The following is a 15,400-nucleotide window of genomic DNA, read 5'->3' on the forward strand; positions in this document are numbered from 1 at the left end:
CGAACGGCAAGTAGGATTGGAATAGTGGTCACAGGCAGCGGTACAGCGCTTTGGAGACCTTTGGCAACCACATATGATTTTGCCGCGCTCTTATATTTCTGATAAGATATCCGAGTATACGCGTATGAATCAAAAAGAGGTGCAAACGTGAGCAGCTTACAAGTGGCTAAAGTGTTGAACAATAATGTAATCATAGCGAAGCATCCTCAACATGGCGAGGTTGTTGTTATAGGCAAGGGAATCGGCTTTAACCGGAAGAATAAAGACCGTATTCTAGCCTCCGCTGCCGAGAAGATGTTCATTTTGACCAAACCGGAGGAGCAGGAGCAGTATAAGCAGTTGGTGCCTCACATCGATGAGAAGCTGATTGAGGCGATGAATGACATTATTCTGAATGCTGCCAAATCCAGCGACGCTCCTCTGAATGAGCATATCCACATTGCGTTGACTGATCATATCGCATTTGCCATTAAACGCCATGCCCAAGGTCTCTATATTCATAATCCCTTTTTATACGAAACCAAAGAGATGTATCCTGAGGAGTACGAGATGGCGGAATATGCCGTCCGTACCATCCGGGAGAAGCTTGGGGTGGACTTGGGCCAAGAGGAGATCGGATTCATTGCCCTTCATTTTCACGGTGCGCTTACAAACCAGCACATTTCGGAGGTCCGCAAACATTCGGAGCTGATCGCCGATCTAGTACACACTGTTGAACAGCAGCTGGATTATGTCATCCCGAGGGATACGCTGGACTATTCCCGCCTGTTGACTCACCTCCGGTTTGCCTTGGAGCGGATTCGGCGGGGAGAAGCGGTGAACGAGACGAGTTCATTGGACGGTCTGCTGAAGCGTGAATATCCCGAGACGTATTCCTTGGCATGGAAACTGACGAAGATGATGGAGCAGCGGCTGAAGAAGCCCGTATATCCCGCCGAGGCCGGTTATTTGACCATTCATCTGGAGCGGCTGGTCCAGCGTAAAGAGCAGGGCGAGCAAATGTGAAGATTTTATTAAGTCCCTCACCATGTGGTTGCAACGAAAAATGAACGGTGTTACAATACGAACAGTTAAGAAGCATAAAACTTCAAATCAAACGTGTAACTGATTCGATCAGGCATGAGTATTACAGGAATTTGGTTGTTATTACCCATTTTTGGGTAATCTAATCCATGAGATTAGCCATCCATTTTCCCGTGGTTACTCATGCCTTTTTTTGATTTGGTTGTTTTATGATGCTCTACATTCAACTTTGTGACCACAACGAGATAGAGGGTGAGAATTTTCATGTTTAAGCGGCTTTTTGGTGTACTGCAAAGGGTCGGTAAAGCTCTGATGCTGCCCGTGGCCATATTGCCGGCGGCCGGACTATTGCTCGGCCTTGGAAATATGCTGGTCAACCCCGATTTCCTGCAATATGCACCGTGGCTTGATGCGGCTTGGGTTCAAGCAGCTGCCACGGTCATGATGAATGCGGGACAAATCGTGTTCACGAATTTATCCTTGCTGTTTGCAGTGGGGGTTGCCGTCGGCTTGGCCGGAGGCGAAGGAGTGGCCGGGCTTGCTGCTATCATCGGTTACCTCGTCATGAACGTTACCATGGGCAGCGTTATAGGTGTGACGTCATCGATGATTGGCACGAATTACGAATATGCCAGCGTGCTTGGCATTCCGACCTTGGCCACCGGGGTATTCGGCGGGATTATTGTAGGTATATTAGCGGCAAGCATGTACCGGAGATTTTTCAAAATAGAGCTTCCGTCTTATCTGGGCTTTTTTGCAGGAAAACGGTTTGTTCCGATTATGACGGCTGCAACGTCCGTTTTGCTTGGTCTGTTAATGGTCTTTATATGGCCTCCGATCCAGTCTGCGCTTAACACTGCATCCCATTTCATGCTGGAACAAAACCTGACGCTGTCCGCTTTTGTGTTCGGCGTTGTGGAACGCGGATTGATCCCGTTCGGTCTGCACCACATTTTCTATTCTCCATTCTGGTTTGAGTTCGGGGAGTATTTGAATCAGGCAGGTCAAATGGTGCGCGGTGATCAAAATATATTCATGGCTCAGCTTCGGGATGGCGTCGAGTTTACGGCAGGCACCTTCATGACGGGTAAGTATCCGTTTATGATGTTTGGTCTTCCTGCCGCTGCGCTTGCTATCTATCATGAAGCGAAACCGGAGAACAAAAAGTTTGTCGCCGGTATTATGGGGTCGGCAGCGCTGACCTCCTTCTTGACGGGGATCACGGAACCGCTTGAGTTCTCCTTCCTGTTCGTTGCACCGATCTTGTTCGCCGTGCATGCACTGTTCGCAGGTCTATCCTTTATGACCATGCATATTCTGGGTACCAAGATTGGCATGACCTTCTCCGGCGGTCTGATCGATTACATGATATTCGGTGTCATTCCGAACCGGACGCCATGGTGGAATGTACTCATTGTTGGTGCTATCATGGCGGTAATCTATTATTTCGGTTTCCGGTTTGTCATTCGGAAATTCAATCTGAAGACGCCGGGCCGGGAGGACGCTTCCGCACCTGAGTCGGAAACGGGCTCTCAGAGAGCAGGCGGTGACAGCAAAAATGATCTGCCGCTTAACATTCTGACTGCGCTTGGCGGCCAGCCTAACATTGCGCATCTGGATGCCTGCATTACCCGGCTACGGGTAGAGGTGAAAGACAAGGGCAATGTCGACAAGGCTAGGCTGAAACAGCTGGGTGCGTCAGGTGTGCTGGAGGTGGGGAATAATATCCAGGCGATATTCGGCACCCGTTCCGATACGATTAAATCGCAAATCCAGGACATTATGTCGGGTATAACACCGACTACCGCATCTAGAGCAGCGGATGTGGAGACGATGCCGACTGCTAAAGAGGAGCAGCAGGCTGGTCAGGACGGAGAAACGCTTGTCATGGAGGAGATCGTATCCCCAGTCGATGGGGAGCTTATGGATATTTCCCATGTGCCTGATCCTGTGTTTGCAGAACGAATGACGGGGGATGGATTCGCGGTATTACCTCATAACGGAACGATCGCTTCTCCTGTTAACGGAACCGTGTTTAACGTATTCCCGAGCAAGCATGCGGTCGGCATTATGTCGGATGGCGGCAAGGAAGTGCTTGTCCATATCGGCGTTAATACCGTTAAGCTGAAGGGGCAAGGATTTGAAGTTCTTGTACAAGAGGGGGATCTGGTATCCACGGGACAACCGATCATGCAAGTGGATCTGGATTATGTGAAGGCGAATGCCAAATCGATTATTTCTCCTGTGATCTTCTCGAATTTGCCGGAGGGAGCTTCCGTGAAGCTGAACAAGACCGGTGAAGTAAAAAGCGGTGAAAAAGGGATCATTACGATATCGAAACCTTAACTTCACGGTTATCTCAAGGATTCTAAAAAATTAAAATATACGAAAGTAGGATGATGAACATGCAACAAACATTCAGAATTATTGACGAAGATGGAATTCACGCACGTCCGGCAACAGCATTGGTAAATACGGCTAACAAATTCCAGGACACCAATTCATTTGCCGAAGCGAACGGCAGAAAAGTAACGCTGAAATCGATCCTGGGCGTTCTGTCCCTCGGATTGGAGCAAGGTGATACATTGACACTGATCACGGAAGGCGGCAATGAGAGCGAAGCGCTGACAGCACTGCAAGAAGTGATGGTGAACGAAGGGTTAGGCGAGCTTCATGAATAATCTGAAAGGAATCGCGGCTTCCGCTGGCATCGCGATTGCACGTGCATTTACACTGGAGCATCCTGATTACTCGGTTACGGAAAAGCAAGTGACAGACACGGATGCTGAGCTTGCGAAGCTGGATGCGGCGCTGGCTCAGTCCCAGGCTGAGCTTGAAGCGATCAAAGCCCGCACGCTTCAGGAACTCGGGGAGAAGAAGGCTGAGATTTTCGAATCTCACCTTCTCATCCTGAATGATCCTGAATTGATTGAACCAGTTAAAGCGAAAATCGCCTCTGAGTCGCTTAACGCGGAATACGCCTTAAATGAAACGGCAACCCAATTCATTCAAATGTTCGAGAACATGAAGAGTGCCTACTTGCAGGAGCGGGCAGCGGATATGCGCGACGTAACCAAACGTATTCTGAAGCATCTGCTCGGCCTGAATTATGTCAGTCCTTCAGAAATCAGCGAAGAAGTCATCGTGGTTGCAGAGGACCTGACTCCTTCGGATACCGCGCAGTTGAACCGTAACTACGTTAAAGGATTCACGACGAATATTGGCGGGCGTACCTCGCATTCTGCCATCATGGCCCGTTCGCTTGAAATTCCGGCTGTCGTCGGAACGAAAAACGTGCTCTCTTCGGTCCAAAACGGGGATTTGATCATCGTTGACGGACTGGAAGGGGACGTCATCATTAATCCTACGGAAGCCATCGTGGCCCAGTACCGTGCGAAGCAGGATGCCTACGCCAAACAGGTCGAGGAATGGAAGAAACTCCGTTCCGAACCGACGGTATCCAAGGACGGGATCCATGTGGAGCTGGCCGCCAATATCGGGACGCCGAACGATGTAACCGGCGTGTTGGAGAATGGCGGAGAAGCGGTAGGACTGTATCGCACGGAATTCCTGTACATGGGCAGGGATAAACTTCCTTCCGAAGAGATCCAGTATGTCGCCTATAAATCGGTACTGGAGAAAATGGAAGGCAAGCCGGTTGTTGTCCGCACGCTCGATATCGGCGGGGACAAGGAGCTGCCTTATTTGGATCTTCCTAAGGAAATGAATCCGTTCCTGGGATTCCGGGCCGTTAGGTTGTGCCTGGACCGTCAGGATATTTTCAGAACACAGCTTCGGGCACTGCTCCGCGCAAGCGTCCACGGCAATCTGCGAATCATGTTTCCCATGATCGCGACGCTCGGTGAGTTCCGCGAAGCCAAAGCGCTTCTGGAGGAAGAGAAATCCAAGCTGGTAAGCGAAGGCATTCCGGTATCTGAGGAGATCCAGCTCGGGATCATGGTGGAGATTCCATCCACTGCGGTGCTCGCGGATCAGTTTGCCAAAGAGGTTGATTTCTTCAGTATCGGAACGAATGATCTTATCCAGTATACGATGGCGGCTGACCGCATGAATGAACGGGTTGCTTATCTGTATCAACCTTATAATCCGGCGATCCTGCGACTGGTTAAAATGGTCATCGATGCCGCTCATCGCGAAGGCCGCTGGGTTGGTATGTGCGGTGAAATGGCAGGTGACGCCACGGCGATTCCGATTCTCCTTGGTCTCGGGCTGGATGAGTTTAGCATGAGCGCTACATCCATTCTTCCGGCGCGCAGCCAGATCGGGAAGCTGTCCCGCAGTGATATGCAGGCACTTGCTGCCAAAGCGCTTGAAATGGGTACCGCAGAGGAAGTAGTGGCTCTGGTGGAATCCATTGAGGTAACAGGCGAGTAAACGGAAGACGCCTTGAGCGATGTGAGAAATTAATGAAGCACTTCGTTTGTTCTGGGACTCTACCAATCTTTTTCCACGATAGCCATACATTGACAACATCTGTCCATTTGGGCAGATGTTTTTTTTGTCTAAAGAAAGACACCCGGCATATTTGCTAGTATAATAGCCTAAATATATAGTTATTTGGCATCAAACCCAAACCAAAACAGGGCTTTTGGCATATCATGATATATGAAAGCGTTCTACATTCATGTGCTAGAGGTCTGTCTTATGATTCAGGCGCCCATACTAGGAAGTAAATCTACTTATAAGTGACGGTGATGATGACTATGGACATGATCAAGAGCTGTACAAGTGTTAAGCTGGGGGCTACCTACCGAAGAGAGGGAACGGCCTTTCAGGTGTGGGCTCCGGATGCGGTTCATGTGAAACTGGCTTTGTATGAAGGTCCGGGAGAGTATAACGAGCAGGGTCTCGTAACGGATCACGAGAGCGGTACTTTATATTCGATGGAATGTAATAGCGACGGCATATGGTCGGCTGTCATAAACAGGGATCTTCACGGAACCTATTATATGTACCAAATCGAGTCAGCGGACGGCGTCGTTTGTTATGCCGTTGACCCCTATGCAACGGCGGTGTCCGCCAATGGATGCCGCGGCGCGGTTGTTGATCTGGCGAAGAGCAATCCGCCGGGGTGGGAGCAGGATGTTAGACCCACGCTGCTGAAACCTACGGATGCGGTGCTCTATGAGCTTCACGTACGCGATTTCTCGATTCATACCGATTCGGGAATGAAATATAGAGGGAAATACAAGGCATTCACGGAGGGGGGCCTGCGGGATTCCGAAGGGAATACCATTGGACTGGATCATCTTCAAGAATTGGGTGTGACCCATGTGCATCTGCTGCCGGTATTTGATTTTCGAACGGTCAATGAGCTGGATGGCTATGCAACCGGTTGCTTGAGCCGCGAATATAACTGGGGCTATGATCCGCAGAATTACAATGTTCCTGAAGGTTCGTATGCGACAGACCCTATGGATCCGATGGTGCGCATCCGGGAGCTGAAGGAGATGATTCTGGCTCTGCATGCAAGGGGAATCCGTGTCGTCATGGACGTGGTTTACAACCATACGTATACGGTGGATGACGGTCCGTTTGAACGATTGGCGCCTGGGTATTTCTATCGTAAGGATGGATACGGAAATTTATCGAACGGTTCAGGCGTAGGCAACGAGCTCGCTACGGAGAAGCCGATGGTACGCAAATACATCAAGGATTCCCTAAGGTACTGGGCCGAGGAGTATCACATCGACGGATTTCGGTTTGATCTGATGGCTCTGATCGATACAACAACGATGAAAGAGATTGTAAGCGAGCTGCGGCGTGAAGTGGATCACTCTCTTCTGTTTTATGGTGAGCCCTGGACGGGAGGCTTAAGCCCGTTAACGGAGCAGACCGTCAAAGGAAGCCAGAAGGGTCAAGGCTTCGCTGTATTTAATGATCATTTTCGGCAGGCCATCAAAGGTGACAATGACGGGCGCGGCCCTGGATTTGCTACGGGCGAACCGTGGTGCGAGGGTGCTATCGTTGAAGGGATGATGGGCTCGATCCATGATTTTGCGCTTCATCCGGAAGAGACGGTCAATTACGTCACCGTGCATGATAACTTGAATCTGTGGGACAAAATTTTAGTGGCACACGGGATGGAGGAACAGGCAGGACTGCTCCGTCTAATGGACGGTAGGCTGGTTAACGGCGGCGATATATGGCAGGCAACCGCTGCATCCAAGCCTTATATCGATATTCCTGATGAAACTGTGATGTCGGCAGCGCCTGTGCGCCGCAGCTTGCTGGCTAACGGCGTTGTACTGCTCTCTCAGGGGATTCCGCTGCTGCATGCCGGCGATGAGCTGCTTCGCACGAAATTTGGCGATCATAACAGCTACCGCAGCGGGGATGCCGTTAATGCCATCCGCTGGTCGAACAAGAAACGATTCAAACCTGTGTTTGATTATTACAAAGGCCTTATTGCCCTGCGCAAAGCCCATCCGGCATTTCGCATGGCGGCAAGAGAAGAGATCGAGAAACATATGGAAGTGCTGCGCAGCAGCGATCGGATTATCGCTTACCGGTTAACGCATCATGCCGCACAAGATAGCTGGGGACAAATTGTAGTGATCGTGAACGGGAATGAGCATGAAATGACGGTTGATCTGCCGCCTACCCCTTACCGCTGGAACATCGTAGTGAACGATTGCCAGGCAGGTACAGATACGATCGACACGTTGGACCAGGGAGCTATCGCGGTCCCAGGGCTGTCGCTGATGGTGTTGTACGAGGATCAGACCCAGAAGAAGCAGGGATTGATTACCGTTGAGATCGAATACGAGAGACGTGATCAAGCATATGATGGCTGGAATGTATGGGTGTGGGGAACGGGTGTGCAGGATGGCAGCGTGCCATTCACTAAGGCGGACAGCGGCAAAGCCCGAGCGGTCTTCCATGCAGCTTCCGGAACCAAGCGGGTCGGCTGTATCGTCAGGTTGAATGATTGGGAGGATCGGGAAGGCGAGAAAGACTGGTTTATCGATATTCCGCCAGACGAAACAGAGGTACGGATTTCGCTGCCAAGCGCCAAAGAAAACGGCTCCGCGGGCCAAGAGCAGCGGGATATGGCGAGTTGAGGATTGTATTGTAAAAAAAATAAGGAGCCCTCCTTTTGTACTGAAAGGGGGGCTCCCATTATTTATATTTCAAAAGGGGTACCATTCATTACCCACTGGATTGAAATTTAAAACATCTGAAACTCATGATTAGTTAGCAGGTAAATAGGGTAATAATGAGATAGACTTTGTTTTCGATAAAGGAGGATGTCACTCATGTCAAAAGGAAACACAGTTCAACTCCAAGCAGATGTTCGTGATGAGTTTACCCGGGCTTCTCGCCGAGTGCTTCGCGAAAATGGCGGAATCCCTGGCGTAGTATACGGTGCGGGCGAGGAAAGCATCCCCGTTGCTGTTAATTTCAAGGATACGGCCAAGCTGTTCCACACCGGAAGGTCGGAGGTGTTCCAGCTTGATATTCCAGGCTCCGGTAAAATTCCGGTTTTGATTAAGGATATTCAAAAGAGACGCGGCACTGTATCCCATGTGGACTTTCTGCGGATCTCCATGAATAAGCCGGTTCGTGTCAGCATTCCGGTGGATTATCAAGGCACTGCTGCCGGAACGAAATCTGGCGGTATTCTGCAAACCCAGGTGACCGAAATCGAAGTAGAGGGATTGCCAGGCGAGCTGCCTTCTACCCTCGAAGCGGATGTATCCGCTCTGGAGATTGGCGACAAGCTTACGGTTGCAGATATTAAAGTACCGGAAGGTATTACATTACACGCTTCGGATGAGGAGATTCTCGCAACCGTCATCGTGCCTCGTGCCGTTGAGGCTGCAGAGACAGAGGATGAAGCGGACGCTGAGGAAGCGAATGCGGGAGAGACAACCGAAGAGTCATAATATGCACATTAAAAAGGCGCTTGCATTTTGCTGGTATCCAGCGGAGCAAGCGCCTTTTTGTCAGTGATATTGATAACTCTATTTACCCTTTCGATCATGGATGCCTTTATAACTCATTGGGGCGTCTCCAAAGTATTTGTTCCAAATGGTCAAATATGTTCCGTCCTGCTGCATGGTAGCCAGTGCATTGTCAACGGCGGCCACGAGATCCGGATTCCCTTTGACAAAGGCTGCGGAAATCTCGAACACCTGATCGGCGGATTCGGCGGCAGCGACCGGAAGATCCGGGAACTGCTGCTTCAGGTTGGTCACGGATAACTGGTCCGAAATGACAGCATCCAGGTCTCCATTTGCGAGCTTGTTGGCTGCGTCTGATATATATTTGATCGGGACGATTTCCGCTCCATGCTTCTTGGCCATATCCTTATAGATTCCGGTCGGGTTCAGGCCGACACGCTTGCCCTTGATATCCGAGAAGGTACGGATTTGATCTTCGCCTGAGGAACGCACAAGCAGAACCGGGGTAGAGGATAGATAAGCGACGGAAAAATCATAGAGGGCCCGCCGGTCCGGCCGGTCTTCAATCTGGTTGAATACGGCGTCGTATTTGCCTTCCGTCAGCCCTGACAGCAGATTCTCCCACTCGGTTTCAACGAATTCCGCTCTTAACTCCATATGACGGGCAACCTCTTCAGCGATTTCCACATCGAAACCTGTAAGTCTTCCGCCCGTTCCATGATAACTGAAGGGGGGATAATCCCGTTCCGTTGCAATTCGCAGCGTTCCGCGTTCCACAGCATTCCGAAGCAGGAAGCCGGTGTTCACCCGGTAAGGATTTACGCCCATGTTGGGGGTTGGCACCCGGTCATTGCTGTCAGGCGTGCATCCGGTAAGTATAATTGACCCGATCAGTGTGAGTAAACAGGCAAAACTAATCCAACGTATCGATATTGTTCCGCGCATGACTCCAGAAACCATCCTTTCTTTATTCACGGTCCTTCGAGGCCCATTTCGTAAAGTTAGGATGTCCCAAAGGATGGTTCGTATATTCGTGAAATGTCGGTACCCGGCAAGAACTTAGGGGCGATAATCCAATTTAAGAGGAAAATGGACGGAAAAGAGACTGTGCTTTCTCTGCCTGCAGCAGCAGCGGACATGCACAGCCTCTTTTCGTTAGATTGGGTTGAAGCTTAGGTTGACATGGTTTTGATCCAGCGCTTTATGATCCTTAACGGGCCATCCATCCGCCATCAACACAAAGTACATGTCCGTTCATATAATCCGAAGCGGCGGAAGCGAGGAATACGGCTGGTCCGCCAATATCCTCGGGTTTACCCCAGCGTCCGGCAGGGATACGGTCCGTAATGGAAGTGCGCCGTTCCTCATCCTGACGGATGGCTGCCGTATTATCGGTTTCGATATAACCGGGAGCAATGCCGTTCACCTGGATGCCGCTGGCTGCCCATTCATTGGCCAAAGCTTTCGTGAGACCGGCAACCCCATGCTTGCTTGCTGTATATCCGGGTACGTTGATTCCGCCTTGGTAGGACAGCATGGAGCAAATGTTAATGATTTTGCCGCTGCCGCGTTCAATCATATGTCTTCCGGCCAATTGGGACAGTAAGAATACGGTGTTCAGATTCAAGTCAATCACGTCCAGCCAATCCTGCGTGCCATGATCCTTGGCCGGTGTCCGCCGGATAATGCCGGCATTATTGACGAGAATGTCCACGTGCCCCGTTAGCTCCAGCGCTTGGTCAAACGTCGGCTGGAGCTTGCTCTGGTCGCTTAGATCGACCTGGATTTCGGAAGCTTTTCTACCGAGTGAAGTGATGGCATTTATGGTTTCGGCGCTTGTATTCATGGACACGGCAACGATATCCGCACCGGCTTCGGCTAAAGCTATCGCGATGCCTTGCCCCAGTCCTCTGGCGGAACCGGTGACAATTGCCGTTTTGCCTGATAAATCAAACCTGTTCATGCTCCGTAAATCCCCTCTCATTTGCTCTCTATTAGAATAAGTATGAAGCTAGGCCGGTCTTTGAGTTTCATGCGTCGTGCGTTTACAGCATGGTAACGCCGGCCCCATCATATTGTTTGACCGTCTCGGGAGACAGTCCCGCATCGGTAATGATGCCGCTGATCTCCTGCAGGGATGAAAAAGTCCTTAATGCCGTTTGCCCGAATTTATGATGGTCGACAACGGCATAAACCTCCAGCGAGGTTTCGATTAATGCCCGTTTGAAAGGGATCAGGTCCCCGGTATATACGGACAATCCATGATTAAGATGGACACCCGTGGCGGATATGAATGCTTTTTGAATGTTCAGCTGCGTTACATACGATACGCCTTCGGGGCCTGCGAGCATGTTCCGGACCCGGTAGCCCCCCGGAACGACCAAACGGATATGATTCTTGGTCGCCAGTTCGCTGATGATATAGACATCGTTCGTAATGACTGTTAAGGGCACGTCCTCCAGCCTCCGGGCGATCTCCAGCGTGGTGCTGCCTCCGTCTAAGGCAATAATGTCGTCGGTATGGATATGCTTCAGCGCTTTCAGGGCGATTTCGGTCTTTTCATTCGGGTTCTTGGCAAGCGGTTCTTTGGATGGCAGGATGCCGAATTGATCGCTGTGCGCAAGCACAGCTCCGCCATGCACACGAACGATTAGACCCTGTTCCTCCAGCTTGGTCAGATCCTCCCGAATGGTTTTTCCGGTCACTTGAAGCTGCTGGCTTAGATCGGCGACAGTCACTTCTTTATGGGTTAGAAGGTACTCCATTATTTTTTCGTAGCGTCGTAACGGGTTCATATGAATCTCAACTCTTCCGTGGGTTAATGGATAATCCCCTCTATTTTAAATCTTTCATGGACACCGGGTCCATATCATCATAACGTTTATTATCTCCAGCCATGCCCCAGATAAAGGTATAGTTGCTTGTGCCTACGCCGCTATGGATCGACCAGCTTGGCGAAATCACGGCTTGTTCATTGCGCATGACGATGTGCCGCGTTTCATTAGGCTCGCCCATCAGATGGATGACAACCGCTTCTTCCGGTAAATCAAAATAGAGATAAGCCTCCATGCGTCTTGGATGCGTATGGGCAGGCATCGTGTTCCACATGTTTCCTTCTTTCAGCAGGGTCATTCCCATGACAAGCTGGGCGCTCTCAATGCCTTTTTGATGGATGAAACGATAGATCACGCGATCATTGGAATTTTTGATATCGCCCAATGCGCTGGAATCGGCTTCCTCCAAAGTGGCTTTGGCTGTCGGGAAAGATTGGTGCGCCGGGGCAGAATTCAAATAGAATTTGGCCGGATGGGTTGGATCCGTGCTTTTAAAAATAACCTCTTCCGTGCCCATGCCAACGTACAAGCATTCTTTGTTGTTCAGCTCATGTTCCGCACCGTCAACGAGTACGGTACCGTGTCCGCCAATATTGATAATGCCAAGCTCACGGCGTTCCAGAAAAGAGGAAACACCCAGCTCTTTCAGGTCCGTTTCCAGTTTAACCTGTTCTCGAACGGGGGCTGCGCCACCGATAATCAAACGATCTTCATGCGTCAGGACAAGCTCCAGCTTGTCAGGCGTAAACAGGACAGGGATATGGAATTCCTTGCGGAGTCTTTCTGTGTCAAATTGTTTCACTTCGTTGGGGTGTGAGGCATAACGTCTTTCCATTTTCATTCATCTCCTCATAATTCTATTTTTAATGAATTTATAATGTTCATATAAGTACAAATTACTCCATTTGCGTTCATATTACAAGAGATAAAATAAAAATGAACAAGAATTATACCTGGTGAACATCGTGCTGACTTCATGTATATCTGACTGAACTTGGAGCGGAAGGGGAAGAATTAGCATTAGATGGGAATGGGGCAGGCTGTCCCGAAATGATCCTCCAGCGAGGTTGCCATGAAGTAAACAAGGTACAACTAGGAGATTGATAGCCTAATGAAAAGAATGATGATTATCGCAGCAGCTGTGCTTGCAGTGACCGGTTCTCAAAATACGGCAGACGTCCCGCATTATCCTTTTCATCAAACCAGGGAGCAGGAAGTCTGGATGAGGTCCGAGGATGAACGCGATCAGTCCTGGGTCAATATTGCCCACCGGGGGGCATCGGGGTATGCCCCGGAAAATACGATGGCTTCTTTTGGTAAAGCATTTGATATGGGAGCGGATATGCTGGAACTGGATGTCCAATTGAGCAAGGATGGACAGGTCGTTGTGATTCACGATTCCACCGTTGAGCGAACCACTGATGGGCAAGGAGAAGTAGGAGATTTAACCTTCGAGGAGCTGCGTATGCTGGATGCAGGTTCATGGTACGATTCGGCATTTAAAGGAGAAGTCATTCCTGCATTAGCGGAGGTGCTTGAGCATTTCGCAGGACGAATCGGTTTGTTGATCGAATTGAAATCTCCCTCCCTTTACCCGGGCATCGAGCAAAAGGTCGCAGACGATTTGAATAGGTACAACATCGGCGCTGATGGTGGCGAGAGGTATAAGGACCTGATCATCGTGCAGTCAGCAGATACGGACTCGCTGCTTCGGTTCCGCAAGCTGATGCCCGATATCCCGCTGGGCGTTATCATCACCAGTGCGGGCGACTTATCCAAGCAGCGGCTGGAAGATATGAAGGCCTATGCGGAGTATGTGAATGTATCGATGAGGCTGGTATCCAAAGGACTGGTTCAAAAGATACATCAATCCGGGATGAAAACGATGGTCTGGACCATCCGGGATATGCTGCAAATTCCGTATGTGCTTCAAATTAATGTGGATGGGATTATTACGGATTATCCGGACCGGGTGCCGATATCGATTTCGAACAGGAAAATGATCAGATAAATTGCGCAGCGGTGTTGACAACCTTTTGAGGATAAAAGGTTGTCTTATTTGTGTTAGTTAAAATAACAATATTGTCCGGATTCAAAGTAAGTTGAGGGGATGCTTTATATCAATGTTATATAATATTACATAGACTACGGATTTACACGACATTTCTATAAATTATAAATAAAATAATGTCATAATTATTGACATAGAAAATAAAAGGCAACTATAATGTGGAATAACGAACAGAGAAGTTAGGTTGCAGAAGAAATGTTCGGAAACAGAAAAAAGGGAGTTGGGAGCGAATGAAGAAACAAAGCGTGATCGTTAAAGGATGGGCCTCATTTGTTTTATGTGCAATTTTGATGTCAGGCTGCGTGACGGAAAAGGAAGCCGCCCCAACCGCCGGAGCGGATAACGGCAGCCCGCCGGTAGAAACCGCAGGCGATTCGATTAAGGTCGGTATTCTTCACTCCCTCAGCGGAACGATGGCCATCAGCGAGGTATCGGTTAAGGATGCGGAGATGCTTGCCATCGAAGAAATCAATGCGGCAGGCGGCGTGCTCGGCAAGCAGATCGAACCCGTGATTGAGGACGGTGCCTCGGATTGGCCGACTTTCGCGGAGAAGGCGGGCAAACTGCTGCAGCAGGATAAGGTTGCCGCCGTATTCGGAGGGTGGACCTCCGCCAGCCGGAAAGCCATGCTCCCTGTTTTCGAACAGAATAACGGCCTTTTATTTTATCCGGTCCAATATGAGGGGTTGGAATCCTCCCCCAACATTTTCTATACGGGCGCAACAACCAATCAGCAGATCGTGCCTTCGGTGTCTTGGCTGCTGGAGAACCGCGGCAAAAAAATGTTCCTCCTCGGCTCCGATTATGTGTTTCCGAGAACGGCCAACAAGATCATCAAGGCCCAGCTGACGGCCGAGGGCGGCGAGCTGGCTGGCGAGGAATACACGCCGCTGGGCCATACCGATTTCAGCACGATTATAGCCAAGATCAAAGAGGCGAAGCCCGATATCGTCTATAACACGCTGAACGGCGACAGCAATGTGGCCTTCTTCAAGCAGCTGAAGGATGCGGGCATTACTTCCAAAGATATGACCACGCTGTCCGTCAGCGTTGCGGAGGAGGAAATCCGCGGCATCGGCGCCGATATACTGGAGGGTCATCTGGCAGCCTGGAACTATTATCAGTCTACCGACACTCCGGAGAACAAGGCTTTTGTTGACAAATACAAAGCAAAATACGGCGCTGACCGCGTGACGGCCGACCCGATCGAAGCGGGATATACCGCGGTGTACTTATGGAAGGCCGCGGTGGAGAAAGCAGGAACAACAGAGGTGGCTAAGGTGAAGGAAGCGGCAAAAGGCATTGAATTCGCCGCTCCGGAAGGAAAAGTAACCATTGATGGCGAGAATCAGCACATTCATAAAACGGTGCGCATCGGCGAGGTGCAGGCTGACGGGCAATTTAAGGAGCTCTGGAATTCGGGAGAACCCGTTAAACCGGATCCCTATCTGAAAACCTATGATTGGGCGAAGGGGTTAAGCGGAGAATAAAGCTTCATCTCATGCATAGATGGCCCTCGGGCTTTTTCGTGAAAGGAGGTTCAC

The 15,400-nt window shown here is 50.1% G+C and carries 12 protein-coding genes; 8 read left to right on the top strand and 4 right to left on the bottom strand.

The window, feature by feature from the left end; all coding sequences use genetic code 11:
• Nucleotides 1-147: 147 nt before the first annotated feature.
• The 6 genes from glcT (at nt 148) to OHJ21_RS00420 (ending at nt 8,933) form a co-directional block, all read left to right on the top strand.
• Complete coding sequence (gene glcT / locus OHJ21_RS00395; RefSeq protein WP_100535802.1) at nt 148-1,005, top strand: glucose PTS transporter transcription antiterminator GlcT; 858 nt, start codon at nt 148-150, stop codon at nt 1,003-1,005.
• 282 nt (nt 1,006-1,287) lie between these two features.
• Nucleotides 1,288-3,369 (top strand): glucose-specific PTS transporter subunit IIBC, encoded by a 2,082-nt coding sequence (gene ptsG, locus OHJ21_RS00400; protein WP_486019148.1) that lies wholly within the window; start codon nt 1,288-1,290, stop codon nt 3,367-3,369.
• A 59-nt stretch (nt 3,370-3,428) separates the two neighbouring features.
• The gene (locus tag OHJ21_RS00405; RefSeq protein WP_100535804.1) at nt 3,429-3,704 is read left to right on the top strand and encodes an HPr family phosphocarrier protein; all 276 of its coding nucleotides are present in this window, start codon (nt 3,429-3,431) and stop codon (nt 3,702-3,704) included.
• A complete protein-coding gene (gene ptsP / locus OHJ21_RS00410; RefSeq protein WP_486019149.1) occupies nt 3,697-5,418 on the top strand; it encodes a phosphoenolpyruvate--protein phosphotransferase in 1,722 nt (573 codons plus the stop codon). Before OHJ21_RS00405 ends, ptsP begins: the two co-directional genes overlap by 8 nt.
• Before the next feature lie 329 nt (nt 5,419-5,747).
• Nucleotides 5,748-8,108, top strand: coding sequence for a type I pullulanase (pulA, locus tag OHJ21_RS00415; protein WP_486020985.1), 2,361 nt, complete (start codon nt 5,748-5,750; stop codon nt 8,106-8,108).
• A gap of 195 nt (nt 8,109-8,303) precedes the next feature.
• Nucleotides 8,304-8,933, top strand: a complete 630-nt coding sequence (locus OHJ21_RS00420; RefSeq protein WP_100535806.1) for a 50S ribosomal protein L25 — start codon at nt 8,304-8,306, stop codon at nt 8,931-8,933.
• A gap of 78 nt (nt 8,934-9,011) precedes the next feature.
• Here the strand turns inward: OHJ21_RS00420 and OHJ21_RS00425 are convergent, their stop codons facing one another.
• The 4 genes from OHJ21_RS00425 to kduI form a co-directional block, all read right to left on the bottom strand.
• A complete protein-coding gene (locus tag OHJ21_RS00425) occupies nt 9,012-9,896 on the bottom strand; it encodes a transporter substrate-binding domain-containing protein (RefSeq protein WP_100535807.1) in 885 nt (294 codons plus the stop codon).
• 265 nt (nt 9,897-10,161) lie between these two features.
• Entirely contained in the window at nt 10,162-10,914 is a 753-nt protein-coding gene (gene kduD / locus OHJ21_RS00430) for a 2-dehydro-3-deoxy-D-gluconate 5-dehydrogenase KduD (RefSeq protein WP_100535808.1), read from the bottom strand.
• 82 nt (nt 10,915-10,996) lie between these two features.
• On the bottom strand, nt 10,997-11,746 hold the full coding sequence (locus tag OHJ21_RS00435; protein ID WP_100535809.1) for a DeoR/GlpR family DNA-binding transcription regulator: 750 nt from the start codon (nt 11,744-11,746) through the stop codon (nt 10,997-10,999).
• Between the two features lie 40 nt (nt 11,747-11,786).
• Complete coding sequence (kduI, locus tag OHJ21_RS00440) at nt 11,787-12,620, bottom strand: 5-dehydro-4-deoxy-D-glucuronate isomerase (RefSeq protein WP_100535810.1); 834 nt, start codon at nt 12,618-12,620, stop codon at nt 11,787-11,789.
• A gap of 276 nt (nt 12,621-12,896) precedes the next feature.
• Between kduI and OHJ21_RS00445 the strand changes: the two genes are divergently transcribed.
• Together OHJ21_RS00445 and urtA are read left to right on the top strand one after the other, a co-directional pair.
• Nucleotides 12,897-13,796, top strand: a complete 900-nt coding sequence (locus OHJ21_RS00445) for a glycerophosphodiester phosphodiesterase (RefSeq protein ID WP_127594723.1) — start codon at nt 12,897-12,899, stop codon at nt 13,794-13,796.
• Between the two features lie 290 nt (nt 13,797-14,086).
• Complete coding sequence (urtA, locus tag OHJ21_RS00450; protein WP_486019150.1) at nt 14,087-15,346, top strand: urea ABC transporter substrate-binding protein; 1,260 nt, start codon at nt 14,087-14,089, stop codon at nt 15,344-15,346.
• Nucleotides 15,347-15,400 lie beyond the last annotated feature (54 nt).

The sequence above is a fragment of the Virgibacillus sp. LDC1 genome, assembly GCF_025792345.1.
In the GTDB taxonomy this organism is placed as follows: Bacteria; Bacillota; Bacilli; order Paenibacillales; family Paenibacillaceae; genus Paenibacillus_AQ; species Paenibacillus_AQ lautus.

Coding starts and splice junctions, on each gene's coding strand:
- OHJ21_RS00435 (WP_100535809.1), bottom strand. CDS start 11,746: ATGAACCCGTTACGACGCTACGAAAAAATAATGGAGTACCTTCTAACC.
- OHJ21_RS00425 (WP_100535807.1), bottom strand. CDS start 9,896: ATGCGCGGAACAATATCGATACGTTGGATTAGTTTTGCCTGTTTACTC.
- ptsP (WP_486019149.1), top strand. CDS start 3,697: ATGAATAATCTGAAAGGAATCGCGGCTTCCGCTGGCATCGCGATTGCA.
- OHJ21_RS00405 (WP_100535804.1), top strand. CDS start 3,429: ATGCAACAAACATTCAGAATTATTGACGAAGATGGAATTCACGCACGT.
- OHJ21_RS00420 (WP_100535806.1), top strand. CDS start 8,304: ATGTCAAAAGGAAACACAGTTCAACTCCAAGCAGATGTTCGTGATGAG.
- urtA (WP_486019150.1), top strand. CDS start 14,087: ATGAAGAAACAAAGCGTGATCGTTAAAGGATGGGCCTCATTTGTTTTA.
- kduD (WP_100535808.1), bottom strand. CDS start 10,914: ATGAACAGGTTTGATTTATCAGGCAAAACGGCAATTGTCACCGGTTCC.
- OHJ21_RS00445 (WP_127594723.1), top strand. CDS start 12,897: ATGAAAAGAATGATGATTATCGCAGCAGCTGTGCTTGCAGTGACCGGT.
- ptsG (WP_486019148.1), top strand. CDS start 1,288: ATGTTTAAGCGGCTTTTTGGTGTACTGCAAAGGGTCGGTAAAGCTCTG.
- pulA (WP_486020985.1), top strand. CDS start 5,748: ATGGACATGATCAAGAGCTGTACAAGTGTTAAGCTGGGGGCTACCTAC.
- kduI (WP_100535810.1), bottom strand. CDS start 12,620: ATGGAAAGACGTTATGCCTCACACCCCAACGAAGTGAAACAATTTGAC.